The organism is Aquabacter albus, assembly GCF_040049275.1.
Lineage (GTDB): Bacteria > Pseudomonadota > Alphaproteobacteria > Rhizobiales > Xanthobacteraceae > Aquabacter.
The window spans coordinates 23,073-42,270 of the sequence record NZ_JBDZDT010000013.1; the positions used below are offsets into that span (position 1 = coordinate 23,073).

General features: G+C 65.9%; 19 protein-coding genes. 7 read left to right on the plus strand and 12 right to left on the minus strand.

All coding sequences use genetic code 11. The features are described from left to right. Positions 1-69: 69 nt before the first annotated feature. Positions 70-1,119 (minus strand): MaoC family dehydratase, encoded by a 1,050-nt coding sequence (locus ABLE91_RS26365; RefSeq protein WP_348935527.1) that lies wholly within the window; start codon positions 1,117-1,119, stop codon positions 70-72. Between the two features lie 206 nt (positions 1,120-1,325). Between ABLE91_RS26365 and ABLE91_RS26370 the strand changes: the two genes are divergently transcribed. Beyond that, positions 1,326-2,270: a cation diffusion facilitator family transporter gene (locus ABLE91_RS26370; protein WP_348935528.1), complete on the plus strand. Its 945-nt coding sequence runs from the start codon at positions 1,326-1,328 to the stop codon at positions 2,268-2,270. Here ABLE91_RS26370 and ABLE91_RS26375 read toward each other — a convergent pair. The 3 genes from ABLE91_RS26375 to ABLE91_RS26385 are packed head-to-tail and all read right to left on the minus strand — an operon-like array spanning position 2,264 to position 4,039. Next, positions 2,264-2,467 (minus strand): DUF1737 domain-containing protein, encoded by a 204-nt coding sequence (locus ABLE91_RS26375; RefSeq protein WP_348935529.1) that lies wholly within the window; start codon positions 2,465-2,467, stop codon positions 2,264-2,266. The two genes, ABLE91_RS26370 and ABLE91_RS26375, sit on opposite strands and share 7 nt — an antisense overlap. Continuing rightward, positions 2,464-3,156 carry a DJ-1/PfpI family protein gene (locus ABLE91_RS26380; protein ID WP_348935530.1) on the minus strand — a complete coding sequence of 231 codons (693 nt, stop codon included), beginning with the start codon at positions 3,154-3,156 and terminating at the stop codon, positions 2,464-2,466. Before ABLE91_RS26380 ends, ABLE91_RS26375 begins: the two co-directional genes overlap by 4 nt. A gap of 4 nt (positions 3,157-3,160) precedes the next feature. Then, positions 3,161-4,039, minus strand: coding sequence for an HpcH/HpaI aldolase/citrate lyase family protein (locus ABLE91_RS26385; protein WP_348935531.1), 879 nt, complete (start codon positions 4,037-4,039; stop codon positions 3,161-3,163). Between the two features lie 115 nt (positions 4,040-4,154). On the opposite strand from ABLE91_RS26385, the gene ABLE91_RS26390 reads away from it, so the two are divergent. Further along, positions 4,155-4,916, plus strand: a complete 762-nt coding sequence (locus tag ABLE91_RS26390) for a DUF429 domain-containing protein (protein WP_348935532.1) — start codon at positions 4,155-4,157, stop codon at positions 4,914-4,916. A gap of 18 nt (positions 4,917-4,934) precedes the next feature. Here the strand turns inward: ABLE91_RS26390 and ABLE91_RS26395 are convergent, their stop codons facing one another. Continuing rightward, positions 4,935-5,969, minus strand: coding sequence for an aspartate-semialdehyde dehydrogenase (locus ABLE91_RS26395; protein ID WP_348935533.1), 1,035 nt, complete (start codon positions 5,967-5,969; stop codon positions 4,935-4,937). 306 nt (positions 5,970-6,275) lie between these two features. Here ABLE91_RS26395 and ABLE91_RS26400 point away from each other — a divergent pair, with 306 nt between their 5' ends. The 3 genes from ABLE91_RS26400 to cysW all read left to right on the plus strand — a co-directional run bounded on the left by ABLE91_RS26400 (position 6,276) and on the right by cysW (position 8,528). Continuing rightward, the gene (locus ABLE91_RS26400) at positions 6,276-6,584 is read left to right on the plus strand and encodes a hypothetical protein (protein ID WP_348935534.1); all 309 of its coding nucleotides are present in this window, start codon (positions 6,276-6,278) and stop codon (positions 6,582-6,584) included. Positions 6,585-6,832: 248 nt separating this feature from the next. Beyond that, positions 6,833-7,654 (plus strand): sulfate ABC transporter permease subunit CysT, encoded by an 822-nt coding sequence (gene cysT / locus ABLE91_RS26405; RefSeq protein WP_348935535.1) that lies wholly within the window; start codon positions 6,833-6,835, stop codon positions 7,652-7,654. A gap of 1 nt (position 7,655) precedes the next feature. After that, a complete protein-coding gene (gene cysW, locus ABLE91_RS26410; protein ID WP_348935536.1) occupies positions 7,656-8,528 on the plus strand; it encodes a sulfate ABC transporter permease subunit CysW in 873 nt (290 codons plus the stop codon). A gap of 105 nt (positions 8,529-8,633) precedes the next feature. On the opposite strand, the gene ABLE91_RS26415 is transcribed toward cysW, so the two are convergent. The 5 genes from ABLE91_RS26415 to rpsA all read right to left on the minus strand — a co-directional run bounded on the left by ABLE91_RS26415 (position 8,634) and on the right by rpsA (position 13,777). Next, positions 8,634-8,942 (minus strand): lipopolysaccharide assembly protein LapA domain-containing protein, encoded by a 309-nt coding sequence (locus ABLE91_RS26415; RefSeq protein WP_348935537.1) that lies wholly within the window; start codon positions 8,940-8,942, stop codon positions 8,634-8,636. Between the two features lie 7 nt (positions 8,943-8,949). After that, on the minus strand, positions 8,950-9,234 hold the full coding sequence (gene ihfB / locus ABLE91_RS26420) for an integration host factor subunit beta (RefSeq protein ID WP_348935538.1): 285 nt from the start codon (positions 9,232-9,234) through the stop codon (positions 8,950-8,952). Between the two features lie 83 nt (positions 9,235-9,317). Further along, entirely contained in the window at positions 9,318-10,289 is a 972-nt protein-coding gene (gene sppA, locus ABLE91_RS26425; RefSeq protein WP_348935599.1) for a signal peptide peptidase SppA, read from the minus strand. 107 nt (positions 10,290-10,396) lie between these two features. Continuing rightward, complete coding sequence (locus tag ABLE91_RS26430; protein ID WP_348935539.1) at positions 10,397-11,941, minus strand: serine hydrolase; 1,545 nt, start codon at positions 11,939-11,941, stop codon at positions 10,397-10,399. Between the two features lie 129 nt (positions 11,942-12,070). After that, positions 12,071-13,777, minus strand: coding sequence for a 30S ribosomal protein S1 (rpsA, locus tag ABLE91_RS26435; protein ID WP_348935540.1), 1,707 nt, complete (start codon positions 13,775-13,777; stop codon positions 12,071-12,073). A gap of 496 nt (positions 13,778-14,273) precedes the next feature. Between rpsA and ABLE91_RS26440 the strand changes: the two genes are divergently transcribed. Next, a complete protein-coding gene (locus tag ABLE91_RS26440) occupies positions 14,274-15,530 on the plus strand; it encodes an aminopeptidase (protein ID WP_348935541.1) in 1,257 nt (418 codons plus the stop codon). A 60-nt stretch (positions 15,531-15,590) separates the two neighbouring features. Here the strand turns inward: ABLE91_RS26440 and ABLE91_RS26445 are convergent, their stop codons facing one another. Continuing rightward, a complete protein-coding gene (locus tag ABLE91_RS26445) occupies positions 15,591-15,962 on the minus strand; it encodes a DUF2019 domain-containing protein (RefSeq protein WP_348935542.1) in 372 nt (123 codons plus the stop codon). Further along, positions 15,949-16,866 carry a hypothetical protein gene (locus tag ABLE91_RS26450; RefSeq protein ID WP_348935543.1) on the minus strand — a complete coding sequence of 306 codons (918 nt, stop codon included), beginning with the start codon at positions 16,864-16,866 and terminating at the stop codon, positions 15,949-15,951. Before ABLE91_RS26450 ends, ABLE91_RS26445 begins: the two co-directional genes overlap by 14 nt. A gap of 441 nt (positions 16,867-17,307) precedes the next feature. Between ABLE91_RS26450 and ABLE91_RS26455 the strand changes: the two genes are divergently transcribed. Continuing rightward, positions 17,308-19,062, plus strand: a complete 1,755-nt coding sequence (locus ABLE91_RS26455; RefSeq protein ID WP_348935544.1) for a CocE/NonD family hydrolase — start codon at positions 17,308-17,310, stop codon at positions 19,060-19,062. Positions 19,063-19,198 lie beyond the last annotated feature (136 nt).

Here is a 19,198-nt window from a genome sequence, read left to right on the forward strand (position 1 = left end):
CGTCACCGGCCTGCGGCCGGTCCCCTCCCTAACCCTCCCCCGCAAGCGGGAGAGGGCATCAGGTGGCACTCAGCGCGGGATCAGCACCCAATAGTCCAGGTCGAGGATCACGCTCATGTCGTAATCCTCGCCCGTCTTCAGCGGGAAGTCGGCGCAGGGCCGGTCCTTGGTGGCGATGGTACGCACCCGCAGCGCCCCCACATCGTTCCGGCCGGGGATCTCCGCGGCATCCAGGATCTCGCTCCAGGCGAACACGGTGAGGCCCGCGAATAGCGGCGCCACATGGCGCCCGCCATTGATGGCCGCCACGTGGAAGGCATTGGCGAGCCCGTTGAAGGAGAGCGCGCGCGCGATCGAAATGACGTGGCCGCCATAGATCAGCCGCCGGCCGAAGCGGCCCTGGCCTTCGGTGAACTGGTTGAAATGCACCTTGGCCGTGTTCTGGTAGAGGCGGGTGGCGATCATGTGCTCCGCCTCCTCCACCGTCATGCCGTCCACATGGTCGATGCGCTCGCCGATCTCGTAGTCGGAGAAGCGGTAGAGGCTGCCGGCGAGATCGTCGCGCCATTCCTCCATGTCGAGGGGCGGCACGGCATCGCCCAGCGCGTCGGGCGCCAGGGCGGAGGGCAGATGCGGGATGACCGGCTCGGGCGCCGGCGCATGGGGGTCGCGCTTGCGCACCATCACCCAGCGCACATAGTCCAGCACCTCGACACCGTCCTGGTTGAAGCCGGTGGAGCGCACATAGACGACGCCGCTCGTGCCGTTGGAGTTCTCCCGCAGCCCGATCACCTCGGAGACCGCATGGAGCGTGTCGCCGGGATAGACGGGGGCGAGGAAGCGGCCGCCCGCATAGCCGAGATTGGCGACGGCGTTCAGCGAGATATCCGGCACGGTCTTGCCGAACACGATGTGGAAGACGAGGAGGTCATCCACCGGAGCGCGGGGATAGCCGATGACCTGGGCGAAGCTGTCCGCCGACTGGACCGCGAAGCGCGAGCCGTAAAGCGCGCTGTAGAGGCTGACATCTCCCACCGTGACGGTGCGCGGGGTCGCGTGCCGAATCACCTGGCCGATGGAGAAATCCTCGAAGAAATTGCCCGAATTCGTCTTGCCCATCCCAACCCGCCTCCTGCCGCGCAGCCCGCGCTATGTTGCAGAGCCCACCGGCGCTGCGCAACGGGAAGCTTTTCTCCCCCGCCGCAGCCGCGTCTGCCGAGAATCCCGCCCAAGTCGGGGGATGACGACGCCGAGGCCAAAAACCGCTGCTTGACGTCGGGCTCATCATTAGCCGTGATGCCGGCAAAGCAATCCGGAGGGCACGCGTGTCGGGATCGAGCAGCCAGACTCTGTCTTTCCAGGCCATGTGTTTCGTGGCCTGCATCTTTCCGTTTTATATTCTGGCGGCCACCCTCACCAATTCGGCGGCGGTGCTCACCGACCTGCTCGCCACCTCCTTCGACCTCACCTCGCTCACGGCGTGCTGGCTGGTGCTGCGCATCGCGCACAAGTCCAAGGCGGAGCGTTTCGCCTATGGCCTTGGGAAGCTTGAGAATCTTGCCGAGCTGATGATCGCGGTGCTCCAGATCATCCTGGTCATCATCGCCACTGCCCGCGCGGTGATGGGCCTGCTGCACCCGGAACCCGTGAGCGGCGCGGGCTTTGGCCTCGTGGTGACCGCCGTGGCGGTGGCCGGCAACCTGTATCTCAACCGCAAGGCCCGGCGGCTCGCCCGCGAATCACGCTCGCCGGTGCTAGCGGCGCAGGCGCGGGTGCATGTGGTCTCCGCCTGCTCCTCGGGCGCGGTGTTCTGCGTGACGGTCGTCACCTCCACCTTCCACAGCGTGGAATGGATCTCCTATCTCGATCCGATCGCCTCCTTCGTGGTGATCGGCTTCATGATCTTCAACATCTACGAGATGCTGACGAACTCGCTGGGCTCGCTGCTCGACCAGGCCATAGGCGAGGCGGGGCAGCTGCGCATCCTGAAGGCGCTCACCCGCCGGTTCGACGATTTCGAGGAGCTGGGCGACATCCGCACCCGCAGCCATGGCGGGCGGATGATGGTGGAGCTGCATCTCGGCTTTGATCCCGAGTGGAGCGTGGCGCGCGCCCGCGCCGCCGTGGCGGACCTCACCGCCGCGGTGAAGGAAGAGTTCATGCAGGTGGGAGACGACGTGGACGTGGCGGTGGTGCTGCTCGCCCCCACCGCCCGGACCCTGGCGGCCGCCCTTGCGGAGGGCGCGCCGCAGATGGCGGCAGCTCAATAGTCGGAGAGCGTCACGTCGTCGGACCACTGGCCCTGCACGTCCTTCACGATGGTCTGGCCGCAGATGACGCGGCCCTTCACCGGGTCGAAGGTGAGGGTGGGCGCGCCATAGAGCTGCCAGCCCTTGTTGAGCGCCGCACTGACGCGCTTGCAGAAGGCCACGTCGTCGGGGCCGGTGAGGTAGCGATAAAGCTTCATGCGAAATCCGGATTGTTGAGGAGGCGTTCGCCGACGGTCCGCGCGACTGCGGCCCGGCGCTGCTGGAACACGGCGGTGCGCAGGCGCACCTCCTCCACCAGGCGCGGGTCCTCATCGCCAAGGCTCGGGAAGGGCGGCCGGGGATCGTACTCGATGGCAAGGCCGATGCGCCGGGCCTCGTTCTCGCCGGCGATCTCGCGCGCCATGGTCAGGGCGAAGTCGATGCCCGAGGTGACGCCCGCGCCGGTGATGCGGTTGCGGTCCACCACCACGCGCTCGGCCACCGGCGTCGCACCCAGGAATGAGAGCTGCTCCAGCGACAGCCAGTGGCAGGTGGCGCGGTAGCCCATGAGGAGGCCGGCAGCGGCCAGGATCAGCGACCCGGTGCAGACGGACGTGACATAGCGCGCGCCCGCCGCCATGCGGCGCAGGAAGGCGAGGGTCTCCTCATCCTCCATCAGCGGGAGCTGGCCCGGGCCGCCGGGCACGAACAGCACGTCGCAGCCGTCCACCTTGGAGAATTTGGCGTCCGGCACGAGGGTGAGGCCGGAGGCATCCTTGATGGGCTTGGTCTTCTTCCAGACCAGTTGGACCTCGGCCTCCGGCAGGCGCGTGAACACCTCGAACGGGGCGGTGAGGTCGAGTTGCGTCATGTCCGGGTAAGCCAGCATGACGATGCGCAGGGCCATTCGATCACTCCTTCGCGGCGATGGCGTCCGCGAGCGCGACGGTGCGCCGGGCCATGTCCGCATGCATGCGCTCCACCATGCGCCCGTCCAGCTGGATCACGCCCTTGGAGGCGTTCTCCGGCAGGTCGAAGGCGGCGATGATGGACCGGGCCCTCGCCACCTCGGTCCCGGGTGGGCTGAAGGCGGTGTTGCAGGGCTCGATCTGGCTCGGATGGATCAGCGTCTTGCCGTCCATGCCCATCTCGACGCCCTGGGCGCATTCGGCTGCAAAGCCGTCCATGTCCTGGAAGGCGTTCCACACCCCGTCCAGCACGTCGATGCCATAGGCATGGCCGCCGGCGATCACCTGCATGAGCCAAGAATACATGGGCGCGCGGCCGGGAATGAGGGCGGCGCGGGTTTCCTTGGCGAGATCGTTGGTGCCGAGCACGAACACCGAGAGGCGGGTGAGCGGGTTCAGCGCCGCCGCTGCCACCGCCTTGATGTCGAGGATGGCGATGGGGGTCTCGATCATGGCCCAGACCCGCGTCTGCGCGGGCAGGCCGAGGGCGTCGAGCCGTTCACCGACCGTGACGAGCTGTTGGGGGTCCTGCACCTTGGGGATGAGGATGGCGTCGGGCTTTGCGGATGCCGCCGCCTCGATGTCGTCCATGCCCCAGGGGGTATCGAGGCCGTTGACCCGGATCACCACCTCGCGCGGCCCGAAGCCGCCGGCCTTCACCGTCTCGACGACGCGCCCGCGCGCTTCCGCCTTGGCGTCGGGGGCGACGGCGTCCTCAAGGTCGAGGATGACGCCGTCGGCGGGCAAGGTGCGTGCCTTCTCCAAAGCGCGGGCATTGGAGCCCGGCATGTAGAGGACGCTGCGGCGCGGACGGATGCTCATGGCCTCTCCCCAGACAATGCGTGCGTCGCAAACTAGAGCGGCTATGGTCGAGATTGAACAGGCAAATGCCGCAGACGGGATGAAATCGCGCAAAATGCGCGAGTGGGGGATGAAGATGGCCTCATCGCTTCCCTTTGCGGGCCTGGACGGCTGCCACGGCGGCTGGGTCTGCGCGCGGTGGGATGGGGCGGGCGCGCTCGAGCTTTCACGGCTCGCGCGGGTAGAGGATCTTTTCGCGGACGGGCAGGGGCCCGAGATCGCCGCCATCGACATCCCCATAGGCCTGTCGGAGCGGACGGGACTTGGCGGCCGGGCGCCCGAGCGGCTGGTGCGGCCGCTCCTCGGCATGCGGCAGTCCAGCGTTTTCTCGGTGCCGCCCCGCGCGGCGGTGATGGCTGGCGGCGGCACGGACGGAGATGAGGGCGAGCGCTATCGCAAGGCCTGCGCCGCCAGCCGGGCCGCGTCGGAGCCGTCCCGCGCGGTCTCCAAGCAGTGTTTCCACATTTTCCCGAAGATCCTGCAGGTGGACGAGGTGCTGCGCCGGGAGCCGCAGTTGCGCGGACGCCTCCTCGAATGCCATCCGGAGGTGAGCTTCCGCACCATGCAGGGGGCGCCGCTGCTGACGCCGAAGAAGGTGAAGGGACGAGTCTGGCCGGAAGGGCTCGCCGCGCGCATCGCGCTCCTGGCGGCGCAGGGCATGCCGACGGAATTGCTGAGGAGGGAAACGGCGGTGCGCCTGAAGGCAGGCCTCGACGATGTGATCGACGCGTGCGCCTGCGCCTGGACGGCCCGGCGGATCGCGAGGGGAGAGGCCGTCTCCTATCCCGATCCGCCGCACCAGGATGCGTACGGCCTGCCGGTCGCGATCAGGGCCTGACCGCGCGGCGGGCGGACCTCACGCCGCCTTGCGGCGCGAGGTGATGAGCTTGCGGTTTATCAGCACTTCGGCGATCTGCACTGCGTTCAGCGCCGCGCCCTTGCGCAGATTGTCCGACACGCACCAGAAGGCGATGCCGTTGTCCACGGTCGGGTCGTCGCGCAGGCGCGAAATGTAGGTGGCGTCCTCGCCCGCCGCTTCGTGCGGGGTGATGTAGCCGCCGGTCTCGCGGGTATCGATGACCAGCACGCCCGGCGCATTGCGCAGGATCTTGCGGGCCTCCTCCGCGGACAAGGGCTCCTCGAACTCCACGTTCACGGATTCGGAGTGGGAGACGAACACCGGCACCCGCACGCAGGTGGCGACGAGCTTGATCTTGGGGTCGAGGATCTTCTTGGTCTCGACCACCATCTTCCACTCTTCCTTCGTGAACCCGTCCTCCATGAACACGTCGATCTGGGGGATCAGATTGAAGGCGATGCGCTTGGGAAACGTCTTCGGCTCCACCGGGTCGGAGACGAACACCGCGCGGGTCTGCGAGAACAGTTCGTCCATGGCGTCCTTGCCGGCGCCGGAGACGGACTGATAGGTCGAGACCACCACCCGCTTGATCTTCGCCGCATCGTGGAGCGGCTTCAGCGCCACCACCAGCTGGGCGGTGGAGCAGTTGGGGTTGGCGATGATGTTCTTCTTGGTGAAGCCGGTGATGGCGTCGGCATTCACCTCCGGCACGATCAGCGGCACGTCCGGATCGGTGCGCCACTGGGAGGAATTGTCGATGACAACGCAGCCGGCCGCGCCGATCTTGGGCGAGAATTCCTTGGACACGGCGCCGCCCGCCGACATCAGGCAGATGTCGGTGTCGGAAAAGTCGTAGGTGGCGAGGTCCTTCACCTTCAAGGTTTTATCGCCATAGGAGACCTCGACGCCCATGGAGCGGCGCGACGCGAGTGCGACAACCTCGTCGGCGGGGAAGCCCCGCTCATCGAGGATCGAGAGGATCTCCCGGCCCACGTTTCCCGTGGCGCCGGCAATGGCGACCTTGTAACCCATGACAGACCTTCGGATTTGACCGGCTCACGTGCCGGAAACGCGTGCTTTTAGGCCCATGCGGCCGCGCGCGCAATCTCAACCCCGCGCATAGGTGTGGCGCGCCCGACACGCACCGCCGCAACCGCATGGCCGCCGGCGAGCGGCCCGACCGTCACGAAATTCTTAAACCTCTTCATTTCAAATGGTTGGCGCACGAGGCGACGCGAGGCGGTGCCTCGGCGGAACCAGCCTCGACCCGACGGGGTTCCTTGCTTAGACTGCGTTTGTGACGTAACCGGAACACTGACGGTTCCTTCGGAGGCTTCCATGCGTGTCGTGCCGCTTCTCACCCTCGCCGCCGCGTTGACCTTCGCGGCCATCGGCGTGGCCGAGGCACAGACCTCGACCTCCTCCTCCCGCACGACCGCCTCGACCCAGAAGAAGCGCCAGATCATCGTCATCACCCAGCGCTCGCCGCTGGATGCGGGCACGGTGGTGAAGCCCGGCTCCAAGTCCTATTTGGACTACGCCCTGCCGGCGAGCTACTTCTTCCCGACCTATGGCGCGGGCGACAACAACGGGTTCATCCCCGGCCGCTATCCCCTGCCGAGCCGCTTCGACCTGCCGGGCTATTGATCCCTGGGGGCGTGCCGCTCGAAGCGGGACAATCCATGAAGCCAATCCGCCGTCATCCCCGGACTTGATCCGGGGATCCACGCGGCTCCGCGAGGTGCGGGCTGGGGGATAGCCGTGGATGCCCGGGACGAGCCCGGGCATGACGGTCGCTCCGGTCGGTAGCCCCCGCTCGACAAACCCTTCGCACGCCTGCATATAACGCGCCTCACCCAGGCGGTCCGCCGCGCGACCCCAAAGAGGGCCCGCACATGTTCAGCGTCATACCGGGCTTTCGCCTGTCGCTCGGCATCACGCTCACCTATCTCGGCCTCATCGTCCTTCTGCCCATCGCGGCGCTGATCCTTCAGGCCTCGGACGTGGGGCTGGTGCGCTATTGGGCGATCATCACTTCGCCGCGGACCCTCGCCTCCTTCCAGATCACCATCGGCGCTGCCGCCGCCGCCACCCTCTTCAACGCCATATACGGGCTCGCGCTGGCCTGGGTGCTGGTGCGCTACGACTTTCCCGGCCGGCGCTTCCTCGACACCTTGGTGGACGTGCCCTTCGCCCTGCCGACCGCGGTGGCCGGCCTCGCGCTCACCGCCTTGCTGGCCAAGAACGGCTGGTTCGGCGCGCCGCTCGCGGACTGGGGCATCCAGATGGCCTATGCGCCCGCCGGCATCGTCTGCGCCATGGCCTTCACCAGCATCCCCTTCGTGGTGCGCACCGTGCAGCCGGTGCTGGAGGATCTGGAGGCGGACGTGGAGGAGGCGGCCACCACGCTGGGCGCGTCCCAGCTCCGGGTGTTCTGGACCGTGATCCTGCCCGCCATCTTCCCGGCCTTCCTCGCTGGTGCCTCCCTCGCCTTCGCCCGCTCGCTGGGGGAGTTCGGGGCGGTGGTGTTCATCGCCGGCAACCAGCCGTTCCGCACGGAAGTGGTGGCGCTGCTCACCTTCATCCGGCTGGAGGAATATGACTATCCTGCCGCCGCCGCCATCGCCGTCACCATGCTGGGCTTCGCCTTCATCATGCTGCTGACGGTCAACCTCATCCAGGCGTGGCACCAGCGCCGCGCCATTCGGGAGGATTGAGATGAGCGAAGGCAGCGCAGCCAACCGCAAGCGCGTCGGCGACGGGGCTGTCACCCGCGCTGTGCTCATCACCCTGGTTCTCATCGTCACAGCCGTGGTGGTGATCGCGCCTTTGGCCGTGATCTTCACGGAGGCGCTGAAGCGGGGCTGGGTGGTTTACGGCCAAAGCCTCGTGCGGCCGGACACGCTGCATGCGGTGGGGCTCACCCTCTTCACCGCGCTCGTCTGCGTGCCGGTGAACGTGTGCTTCGGCATCGCCGCCGCCTGGACCGTGACCAAGTTCAGCTTTCCCGGGCGGGGGCTGCTGCTGGCGCTCATCGAGCTGCCCTTCTCCATCTCGCCCATCGTGGCGGGCGTCGCCTATCTCTTCGTCTATGGCGCACAGGGCCTGCTGGGGCCGCTGCTGGAGGCCTACGACATCAAGATCATGTTCGCCGTGCCGGGCATCGTGCTGGCGAGCCTGTTCGTGACCGCGCCCTTCGTCGCCCGCGAGATCATCCCCTTGATGATGGCGCAGGGGCGCGAGGAGGAAGAGGCTGCGGTGACGCTGGGCGCCTCCGGCTGGCGCATCCTGCGCACCGTCACCCTGCCCAATGTGCGCTTTGCGCTGCTTTATGGCGCCGCACTGTGCAATGCGCGGGTCATGGGCGAGTTCGGCGCGGTCTCGGTGGTGTCCGGCAATATCCGCGGCCAGACCTCTACCCTGCCGCTGCAGATCGAGCTGCTCTATCAGGACAGTCTGGCGACGGCCGCGTTCGCGGCGGCGACCGTGCTGGCCGGGGTGGCGCTGCTGACGCTGGTGGTGAAGCTGATCATCGAGAAGCTGGACGCCGAGCGCGCGCGGCTGGAAGTGACGCGGAGCGTCGGGCATTAGATCCCGGCCGAGCCGTCATCCCCGGGCTTGACCCGGGGATCTCTACCCAGCGGAGGGAGATGCCCGGGTCAAGCCCGGGCATGACGCCTTATTCAGGTGTGTGCTTCAGCCCCGCCGGACAGGCGCGGGCAAGGCCGGCCCGCTGGGCGCGGGCGGGGGAACGATGCGGCGGGCGCGGCGCGCCTCGCGGCGGAAGCGGCCCTGGCCGAACCAGGCCACGGCCCCACCCAGCACAACGCCGAGGATCAGCGCCGCGAAGATCACCGCGAACAGCGGCACGCTCACCGACAATGCGCCGGTGTCAGGGCTGAACGGATTGAACGACAGTGTCACCAGCCGGCGGTTCGCCACAGCGAGCGCGACCACCAGGACACAGACGGGAATGCCGATAATAAGGGAGAGGACACGCCGCACGGTTCGCTCACGCCCCGCTGTTGAGACGCTCGCGCATCTCCTTGCCGGTCTTGAAATAGGGCACGGCTTTCTCGCTCACATCCACCTGCTTGCCCGTGCGCGGGTTGCGCCCGGTGCGTGCGTCGCGCTTCTTCACGGAGAAGGCGCCGAAGCCGCGCAGCTCCACCCGGTCGCCCCGGGAGAGCGCGGAGACGATCTGCTCCAGGATGGCGTTGACGATATTCTCGACGTCCCGCTGATAGAGATGCGGGTTCGCGTCCGCGATCTTCTGGACGAGCTCCGACTTGATCATGACGGCCAGCTTCCCCGCACCCGAATGTCCCGCCCCCTCCGCCCCCGGATTTGGCAGCGGAAAATGTTGAACCATGCGCTTTTTCAAGATCCTGACCGAGGGTGCCAGAGGGCCAGCAGGCCGTCAAGCTGAGCCCGCTCCCACACCCCTTCGGTGAACTGCGACATCACGCGCGCCACGGCGCCGAGGCCGACGGAGTCCAGGAAGCCGCCCACGCTGCCGGTCAGCCAGCCGAACTCGTCGCCCACGGCCGGGGAGCGCCAGGTGCGAGTGCGCATGCTTTCAGGCACGCCCTTCTCGCGCGCGAGCCAGGCGCGTGCCGTGCGCTCGTCGCCGATTTCGTCCACAAGTTGCAATTCCAGGGCCTGATGGCCGGTGAAGACGCGCCCATCGGTCACGGTGGCGAGCTTGGCGTCCGAAAGCTGGCGCCGCTCGCCCACCAGGCCCTTGAACCAAGCATAGCTGTCCATGACCAGGCTGTTGATGGCCGCGCGCGCTTCCGGGGGCGTCGCCTCATATGGGTTCGGCGAAGCCTTCAGTGGGCTGGACTTGATGTCCTCCACCGTCACGCCCACCGTCTTCAGGAGGTCGGTGAAGTTGGGGAACTGGAAGATCACGCCCACCGAGCCGACGATGGCGTTGCGGCGGGCGACGATATGGTCGGCGCCCATGGCGGCAATATAGGCGCCGGACGCGGCCATGCCTTCCACCACCGCCACCACAGGCTTCTTCTCCGCCAGGCGGCGCAGCGCATTGAACAACTGCTCGGATCCGGTGACCGTGCCGCCGGGGCTGTCGATGGAGAGGATCACGGCGGAGGCGTTGGAGCGCGCCACGCGGTCCAGAAGCTGCACCCGGTCACGGTCGTTGCGGATGAGCCCGCCGATCACGACCCGCGCCACGTGGGGCCCGCCTTCCGTGAAGCGCCGGCCGATGGTCGCGTAGCTGGCAGCGCCGATGGCGATGACCACGGCCAGCACCCCCACCACGCGCCAGAAGGTGAGCTTGCTGCGGAGCCTGCGGCGGTCCACGATCTGGTCCACGTCGAGCGACATCTTGAACTCTCCGGCCACCCCCGTGCGGGCGGGCACTTAAGCTCCCCGGCGGCGCCTTTGCAAGCGGCGGCGCCTGACCCGCGCCGCCGGCCCCCGTCACGCCCGCATCATTTGCGCTTGAAGGGATAGGACTGGGTATCGTCATAGAGCCAGGTCATGGTCGCGAGCTTGCCGTTCGCATCCGCCTGGAAGTCCATGAAGCCGAGGGGCGCGTCGCCCCCCATGGCGGCCACGGGCGCGAACTTGCCCTCGCCCACCAGATGGACCAGGAAGATGGAGCCGTCGAACGGCTGGAGGGTGAGCTTCGCGCCGGTGTCCTTCAGGGTGAGGAGCAGGCCGTCGTCCTTCCGCTCCACGAGGGTATCCCCGAACATGTCGCTGCCATAGGTGCCGGCGAGCCCGGCGAGGTCCGGGCTGGCCGCGGCATTGGCGGGCCGGGTGAAGCGCTTGTCCGTGCTTGCGGCATTGGCCTGCGCGCGGTCGAAGGCAATCTTCACATGGTCCGTGGGCGGGTTGCCGATGAGGGTGTCGTAGAGGGTCATGGCGAGGGCGTCGGCGAAGCCCTGGTTTTCGAGGCTGCTCAGGACCACCACGCCGACCCCATAGTCCGGCAGGAAGCCCATATGGGTGCCGAAGCCGCTGGTGCCGCCATTGTGCCAGATGACCCGGCCATGGGGCGTCTGGGTGAGCGCCCATCCCTGCGCGTAGGACATGGTGTCGGTGACGCCGACCCGCGCGACCCGCGTCGCGGCGAGATTCTCCGGCGAGACGATGCGGTTGCCCTCGAAGGTGCCGTTGCCCAGCTGCAGGCGCAGCCAGCGGGAGGCGTCCTCGACGTTGGAGTTGAGGTTGCCGGCCGGACCCAGGAGATAGGGGAAGGAGGAATCGAAGGGGATCTCCACGGATCCCTTCGGGGTCCAGCGATTGCCCATGGCGTGGTTCGGCGCGGCGCTGATGGTTTCCGCCGTCCAGCTCGTGTCCTTCATGCCCAGCGGGCCGAGGATGTCCTTCGCGACCAGCGCGTTCCAGTCCGCCACCCCGCGCTGCCGCGCCACCATGCGGCCGGCGAGGAGGTGGGTGACGTTGGTATAGGAGAAGGCGCTGCGGAAGCTGCTGATGGGCTCCGCATAGCGCAGGGACCGGACGATCTGCGGCTCGTCATAGCCGAGGGCCGTGAGAACGTCGTTGACGTAAGGCGGCAGGCTGGAGCGCTGCGCGATCAGGTCGAACACCCGGAATTCGCGCGTGGTCCAAGGGTCCTTCAGCTGGAAGGTGGGTTCGAGATCCACCACCCGGCTGTCCCATTGGAACGCGCCCTTATCCACGCTGATGGCGAGGGTGGCGGCGAGGAAGGCTTTTGTGGCGGAGCCGATCTGGAACACGGTCTTCGTGTCCACCGGCTCCTTGCCGCCCTTGGAGCGGACGCCGAAGCCCTTGCCGTAGACCAGCTTGTCGCCGGAGATGATGCCGACCGCGACGCCGGGGATGTCGAACAGGCGCATGCCCCGTGCGACCTCTTCCTCCACCTTGGGGATCACGGAGGGAATGCGGGCGCTAAGGTCCGGGGCGCTCGGGCTCTGCGCCGCGGCGGCGCCGGCACAGGCGGCAACGACAGAGGCGAGGCAAAGGGTTTTGAGGGTGCGCGTCGGCATGCGGGGGCTCCCCGGAGCATGAGATCGCGCGCAGGATGTCGTGGCAGCTGTGACGTGACAATGAAAAAGGCCGGCGAAGCGCCGGCCTTTTCCTTAAGCATCGGATGAGGGTGGCCTTGCGGCCGCCGCTCACTCCTCGTCTTCGTTGTCCTTGGCGCGCTGCTTGAGGGCGGCGCCCAGGATATCGCCCAGCGAGGCGCCGGAATCCTGCGACCCGTACTGGGCCACGGCTTCCTTCTCCTCGGCGATCTCCAGAGCCTTGACGGAGACCTGCACCTTGCGCGCCTTGCGGTCGAACAGGGTGACGCGGGCGTCCAGCTTCTCGCCGACATTGAAGCGCTCGGGGCGCTGGTCGTTGCGCTCGCGGGCGAGCTCGGAGCGCTTGATGAAGGCGCTGAGGTCGGTGCCCGTGAGCTTCACCTCGATGCCGCCGTCCTTCACGTCGGTGACTTCGCAGGTGACGATGGCGCCCTTCTTCACATCGCCCGCGTCCGCGAAGGGATCACCGGCGAGCTGCTTGATGCCGAGCGAGATGCGCTCCTTCTCGACATCCACGTCGAGGACGATGGCCTTGATGACGTCGCCCTTGCGGAATTCGTCGATCACCTGCTCGCCGGGACGGTTCCAGTCGAGGTCCGAGAGATGGACCATGCCGTCCACATCGCCGTCGAGGCCGAGGAACAGGCCGAACTCGGTCTTGTTCTTGACCTCGCCTTCCACGGTCGCGCCGGGGGCGAACTTCTCGGCGAACGCCTCCCACGGATTCTGCAGGGTCTGCTTGAGACCCAGCGAAATACGGCGCTTGGCGGGATCCACCTCGAGCACCTGCACCTCGACCTCCTGGGAGGTGGAGACGATCTTGCCGGGGTGGACGTTCTTCTTGGTCCACGACATTTCGGAGACGTGGATGAGGCCTTCGATGCCCGGCTCCAGCTCCACGAACGCGCCGTAGTCGGTGATGTTGGTGACGCGACCCTTGAAACGGGCCTCCACCGGATACTTGGCCTCGATGCCTTCCCAGGGATCGCCCAGGAGCTGCTTCATGCCGAGCGAGATGCGGTGGGTCTCGTGATTGATCTTGATGATCTTCACCTTCACCGACTGGCCGATGTTCAGCACTTCGGTGGGGTGGTTCACGCGGCGCCACGCGATGTCGGTGACATGCAGCAGGCCGTCAATGCCGCCGAGGTCCACGAACGCGCCGTAATCGGTGATGTTCTTCACCACGCCCTCGATGGCCTGACCCTCTTCGAGGTTCTGGACCAGCTCGTGGCGCTGCTCGGCGCGGGTTTCCTCAAGCACGGTGCGGCGCGACACGACGATGTTGCCGCGGCGGCGATCCATCTTGAGGATCTGGAAGGGCTGCTGGTTGTGCATCAGCGGGCCGACGTCGCGGATCGGGCGGATGTCCACCTGAGAGCGCGGAAGGAAGGCCACGGCGCCGTCGAGATCGACGGTGAAGCCGCCCTTCACCTGGTTGAAGATCACGCCCGTGACCTTCTCATTGGCGGTGAACGCCTTTTCAAGCTTCACCCAGCTCTCCTCGCGGCGCGCCTTGTCGCGCGAGAGGACGGCTTCGCCCATGGCGTTCTCGACCCGCTCGAGATACACCTCGACTTCTTCGCCGATCTGGATGGTGCTTTCGCGGCCGGGGCCGGCGAACTCGCGCAGCGCAACACGGCCTTCGGTCTTCAGACCGATATCGATGATCGCCAGATCCTTCTCGATGGCGACCACAATTCCCTTAACGACGGCGCCTTCCTGGACATCGGCGCGGCCGAAGCTCTCGTCGAGCAACGAGGCAAAATCTTCACGCGTGGTTTCTGCGAAGGACATCTAGTCTCCGAACTGTCTGGCGCCGGCGTCCTGGTTTGGACGCCTCGTGCCGCGCGGATGGCCCGGATGACACCCGAGCCGCCACCGGACGAGCCGATGGGCCGGCGCAAAGGCCGCGCGAAACGAAGCAGGTTGATTGCGTCGGAAGCGGTGCCGACGAAAGCCAGGGCGGGCTGCCTCCAGAAGATCAAGGAGCGCGTATCCCGCACTCCCGGCCCGCCGGGACGGCCTCCGCCTTTAGGGCGCTGTCTCGGACGGAGGGTCAGATAGTGGAGAAATGACCGAAAGGCAAGGGGTAGCGGGCATTTTTGGGGCTACCGGAGGGCAACGCGGGCTGTCGGGACGCTCTCCACCGAGAGCCAATGTCATTCCATATCACCTGGAGATGATGCGCGGCCCGTAAATCCTCGCGCCGCCGCATTTCCGTCGGATAGGATTCTGGCAAGGCCGCCGGATCGGCCTATCTATCTCAAGACCAACAGCTTCGGGCCCGCCTATGACCACGCACCAGCGCAACATCTCCGCATCCATCGACCCGGTGAAGCTCGACAGGCTGGCGGAGGTGGCTGTCAGGGTCGGGCTCCAATTGCAGCCGGGCCAGGACCTGTTCCTCACGGCCCCCGTGGCGGCGCTCCCCCTGGTGCGGCGCATCGCCGAGCATGCCTACAAGGCCGGCGCCGGCCTCGTGACGCCGATCCTCTCCGACGAGCAGGTCACGCTCGCGCGCTATCGCCATGCCCCGGATGCGAGCTTTGACCGCGCGCCCACGTGGCTCTATGACGGCGTCGCGAAGGCCTTTTCCGCCAATACGGCGCGCCTCGCCATCGTCGGCGACAACCCCATGCTGCTGTCAGGCGAGGACCCGGCCAAGGTGGCGCGGGCCAACAAAGCCAATTCCATCGCCTACCAGCCGGCCTTGGAGAAGATTGCCGGCTTCGACATCAACTGGAACATCATCGCCTTCCCCGGCGCCTCCTGGGCGAAGCTCGTCTTCCCCGGCGATGAGGAGGATGTGGCGGTGGCGAAGCTCGCGGACGCCATCTTCGCCGCCTCGCGCGTCGACCTGGACGACCCCGTCGCTGCCTGGGCGGCCCACAATGCGGCGCTGCGCAGCCGCACCGAATGGCTGAACGGCCAGCGCTTCCATGCGCTGCATTTTACCGGGCCGGGCACGGACCTCGTGGTGGGCCTTGCGGACGGCCACGAGTGGCAGGGCGGCGCGTCCACGGCGAAGAACGGCGTCACCTGCAATGCCAACATCCCCACCGAGGAGGTATTCACCACCCCGCACGCCCGCCGGGTGGACGGGCATGTCTCCTCCACCAAGCCGCTCTCCTACCAGGGCACGCTGATCGACAACATCGCGGTGCGCTTCGAGGAAGGGCGCATCGTGGAGGCGAAGGCCTCGAAGGGCGAAGCGGTCCTCAACAAGGTGCTGGACACGGACGAGGGCTCCCGCCGGCTCGGCGAGGTGGCGCTGGTGCCCCATTCCTCGCCCATCTCCAAGAGCGGGCTGCTGTTCTTCAACACGCTGTTCGACGAGAACGCCGCTTGCCACATCGCGCTGGGCCAGTGCTATTCCAAGTGCTTCGTGGACGGCACCTCGCTCACCCCCGAGCAGATCGCCGCCCAGGGCGGGAACAAGAGCCTGATCCATATCGACTGGATGATCGGCTCCGGCGAGATCGACATTGACGGCGTCCATGCGGACGGGCGCCGCGTGCCGGTGTTCCGGAAGGGCGAGTGGGCCTGAGGCTCCTGAGCGGCGCAGCACTGAAGAGGCCGGCTCGCTCACGCGAGCCGGCCTCTTGCGTTATTTAGGTGTATATTCACCGGCATCTATGGCCGCGAGCATACCGCTGGCGTCGGCTGCATAAGGGTTGACGCGCGTTGCACGAACTTGCTCCAGCACTTGCCGTGCTTCGATAGGGGCAAGTGCAAACGCACTCATCGCCGCTCTTACCCTAACTTGCCAACTTGAATGCCCAAAAAGGGGGGTAAGAAGACGTCGTGCGTCTCCAGGGCGGGATTTCATTTCTTCAGTTATTTTAACCATTCTCCTGATTAATTTATTATAATCTTGAATGTGATCGCCATCATTCTTGCTTTCCTGTTCCAAGCAAACTTCTATGAATTTTTCGACGAGCGCGATGTCGGGCGCACGAGAAAGTTCAGTGATTGCCATGAATCAGCACTCCGTAATTCTCTAAAGCGCGAATGCCCATCCTATATTTTGTATCCCAGTCTTTATCGCGGAGGTATTCTCGCGGAGTTAGCCAGTCAAGTTCTTGTATGGGAGTTTGATACCAAGCTGTAATCTGCCAGTGCGTGAAAGTGGATATCTGAACCAAATTATCCGAGGAATTTATAGCGGACTCTGGAAATCCCTCCTTTCGGGCCTGTGTCTGCTCTACAATGTGATGGATGTCCGTCCCTCTCCGCCGAACCTTGACGGCCTCTTGCAATTCCAGCAGTGTGCGCGGTCCCTCCCAATACGCTTCAACGTAGGGCCAGTATTCTTCCACCATCCATTGCGCCGCGTGCAAAGCAAGCCTGACAGCGGTGATCCGAAGATCGGTATTGGCGAGTGTCGCCGCTCTGAGCAGCCATTGGCCGACGCTTCTGGCCGTACGCAGTCTTTCACCCAAACTGATTGGGCGCTGCGGGGGAATTGACGGCGGGTCATCAACCGAAAGCGGGCCGTTGGCAGTCGGAATTTCCGCTTGCCGTGGCCGCAGCACAGGCCCGAAAGGCACATCGAAGTTGGGCCGCAGCCGCCGGGCCTCGGAAGGCGCCTGGCTATTAGGGCCTGGTAAAACCGGCTTGGTGTTGTCGGTCCCGGAGGGAGGGAGGTCAGGCGTCCGGTCTGGGCCACCGGTTTGTTGGTTTCGACTTGGTTCGCCGTAGTCGCCCCTTGTCCACCTTCCGCCTTCTCTATGCCCAATCGGTACCCGCGGCTGATTACGATTGAAATTTGCTTTCTGCGCACGGATGAATTTTGCCAGCTTGAACATGAAGTTCAGTCCCGCGAGGTCGGCCCTCATACGCAGCAGTTCCTGATACTCTCGTCCTGGATCTTCGTGTCTCACCCTCGTCTCCCGCGGTTGTTGCGACGTCGGGCATGATCAGGCAGGTGGACGGGGTGGCGGAGAAGAGTCCTATGATTTTTTTCCTAACAAGAAGTGGTGCGATGACGATAGGGTCATGCTGCGCTGCACGGCTGTGTTGCGCTGCGCAACGTGCCGATGCTTGACGGCTTCAATTTATAATCCGATAAATAAGCCGCTTTCGCTCGTGCTGGTCAGGTTCCGAAAGAGATTCGGAGCTACCTCGGCTGCCCGTGCGTCCGGCATGTCTTTTATACCGCCAGATGCGCTCAGCATCGGAGTCGGGCGGCGCGATCCTGTATTCAAATAAACGCAGGTTCATAAAGATTATAGGGAGGGTTGTCTTCGGCGAAGTCCGCAACGCGCCCGATCTGCGTTTTCACACGCGCCTAATCAATAAATAACTGGGAGGTAACAACGCCAATGCGTTACCGGGAGAAGAGCGACATCCGCGACGGCATGCGGATCGACTGGGACATGCCCATCACCATGGATGACGGCGTGGTCCTGCGCTGCGACATCTACCGCCCCATCAAGGAGGGCAAGTACCCGGTCATCATGACCTACGGCCCCTATGGCAAGTGGCTGCATTTCGAGGATCTCTACGGCAGCCAGTGGCGCCTGATGTGCGAGAACCACCCGGAAGTGCCCACCGGCTCCACCAACAAGTACCAGGCCTGGGAAGTCGTGGACCCGGAGAAGTGGGTGCCGGACGGCTATGTCTGCATCCGCGTGGATTCACGCGGCGTCGGCCGCTCGCCGGGCGTCATCGACATCTGGTCGCTGCGCGAGGCGCAGGATCTGGCCCAATGCGTGGAATGGGCCGGCGTCCAGCCCTGGTCCAGTGGCAAGGTGGGGCTCAACGGCATCTCCTATTATGCGGAGAACCAGTGGCAGGCGGCCGCGCTCCAGCCCAAGCACCTCGCCGCCATCTGCACCTGGGAAGGCGCCGCCGACTTCTACCGCGACATGGCCCACCATGGCGGCATCTTCTGCAACGGTTTCACCCATGACTGGTCGACCGCCCAGGTCTACCCGCTGCAGAACGGCAAGGGCGCCAACGGCTATAAGAGCAAGATGACCGGCGGCTGGGTCTCGGGGCCCGAGACGCTCACCGAGGAGGAGTTGGGCGCCAACCGCAACGACTTCTACGAGGACTGCCTCGCCCGCAAGCTGGACACGGACGAATTCTGGCAGTCGCGCATGCCGGACTGGACGAAGGTGAACGTCCCCATCCTCTCCTCGGCCAATTGGGGCGGGCAGGGCCTGCATCCGCGCGGCAATTTCGAGGGGTTCACCCGCGCGGCGAGCAATGACAAATGGCTCGAAGTGCACGGCCTCGAGCACTGGAGCGAGTTTTACACCGATTACGGCGTCGAACTGCAAAAGCGCTTCTTCGGCCACTTCCTGAAGGGCGAGGACACCGGCTGGGGCCAGCAGCCGAAGGTGCAGCTCCAGGTGCGCCACCCTGGCGAGCGGTTCGTGGAGCGCCACGAGACGCAATGGCCACTGGCGAGCACCCAGTGGACCAAATTCTATCTCGACCCCGAGGCGCACACCCTTTCCAGGATGGCGCCCCAGGCCTCGAGCAGCGTGACCTATGCGGGCCTTGGCGACGGCGTCACCTTCATGACGGCGCCGCTGAAGGAGGAGACCGAGCTCACCGGCCCCATCGCCGCCAAGCTCTTCGTCTCCTCCGCAACCGAGGACGCGGACCTGTTCCTGGTGGTGCGCATCTTTACCGCCGACATGAAGGAAGTGGTGTTCCGCGGCGCGCTGGACCCGCACACCCCGGTGGCGCAGGGCTGGCTGCGGGTGTCGCACCGCAAGCTGGATAAGGCGCTCACGCTGCCCTACCGCCCCTACCACACCCATGACGAGGCCCAGCCGCTCACCCCCGGCGAGGTCTATGAGGTGGATGTGGAGGTGTGGCCCACCTGTATCGTCGTGCCGCCGGGCCACCGCATCGCGCTCACCGTGCGCGGCCGGGACTATGTCTATCCCGGCGATCCCGGCGAGGCCGAGAATTCCCACGGCAAGAAGTGGACCGGCGTCGGCCCGTTCCGCCACGACGATCCCCGCGACCGCCCCGCCGCCATCTTCGGCGGCGACGTGACCCTGCATGCGGATGCCCAGCACCAGCCTTATCTGCTGCTGCCGGTGATCCCGAAGAAATAGGCAGCTTCCGCTTCCCCCGGGGCGATGCAGGGGAGCCTGGCTTCCCTGCATCCGCTTCACCTGGCCGGCGCGTACCCCCGTGCGCGCCGGCCTTTTCTTGTCACGGATAAGTTCTTCTGTTTCCGCTGGAATATGA

Bases quoted from the DNA above. Each gene is read 5' to 3' on its own strand.
- ABLE91_RS26365 (WP_348935527.1), bottom strand. From the start codon at position 1,119: ATGGGCAAGACGAATTCGGGCAATTTCTTCGAGGATTTCTCCATCGGC.
- ABLE91_RS26375 (WP_348935529.1), bottom strand. From the start codon at position 2,467: ATGAAGCTTTATCGCTACCTCACCGGCCCCGACGACGTGGCCTTCTGC.
- ABLE91_RS26380 (WP_348935530.1), bottom strand. From the start codon at position 3,156: ATGGCCCTGCGCATCGTCATGCTGGCTTACCCGGACATGACGCAACTC.
- ABLE91_RS26385 (WP_348935531.1), bottom strand. From the start codon at position 4,039: ATGAGCATCCGTCCGCGCCGCAGCGTCCTCTACATGCCGGGCTCCAAT.
- ABLE91_RS26390 (WP_348935532.1), top strand. From the start codon at position 4,155: ATGGCCTCATCGCTTCCCTTTGCGGGCCTGGACGGCTGCCACGGCGGC.
- ABLE91_RS26395 (WP_348935533.1), bottom strand. From the start codon at position 5,969: ATGGGTTACAAGGTCGCCATTGCCGGCGCCACGGGAAACGTGGGCCGG.
- ABLE91_RS26400 (WP_348935534.1), top strand. From the start codon at position 6,276: ATGCGTGTCGTGCCGCTTCTCACCCTCGCCGCCGCGTTGACCTTCGCG.
- cysT (WP_348935535.1), top strand. From the start codon at position 6,833: ATGTTCAGCGTCATACCGGGCTTTCGCCTGTCGCTCGGCATCACGCTC.
- cysW (WP_348935536.1), top strand. From the start codon at position 7,656: ATGAGCGAAGGCAGCGCAGCCAACCGCAAGCGCGTCGGCGACGGGGCT.
- ihfB (WP_348935538.1), bottom strand. From the start codon at position 9,234: ATGATCAAGTCGGAGCTCGTCCAGAAGATCGCGGACGCGAACCCGCAT.
- sppA (WP_348935599.1), bottom strand. From the start codon at position 10,289: ATGTCGCTCGACGTGGACCAGATCGTGGACCGCCGCAGGCTCCGCAGC.
- ABLE91_RS26430 (WP_348935539.1), bottom strand. From the start codon at position 11,941: ATGCCGACGCGCACCCTCAAAACCCTTTGCCTCGCCTCTGTCGTTGCC.
- rpsA (WP_348935540.1), bottom strand. From the start codon at position 13,777: ATGTCCTTCGCAGAAACCACGCGTGAAGATTTTGCCTCGTTGCTCGAC.
- ABLE91_RS26440 (WP_348935541.1), top strand. From the start codon at position 14,274: ATGACCACGCACCAGCGCAACATCTCCGCATCCATCGACCCGGTGAAG.
- ABLE91_RS26445 (WP_348935542.1), bottom strand. From the start codon at position 15,962: ATGGCAATCACTGAACTTTCTCGTGCGCCCGACATCGCGCTCGTCGAA.
- ABLE91_RS26455 (WP_348935544.1), top strand. From the start codon at position 17,308: ATGCGTTACCGGGAGAAGAGCGACATCCGCGACGGCATGCGGATCGAC.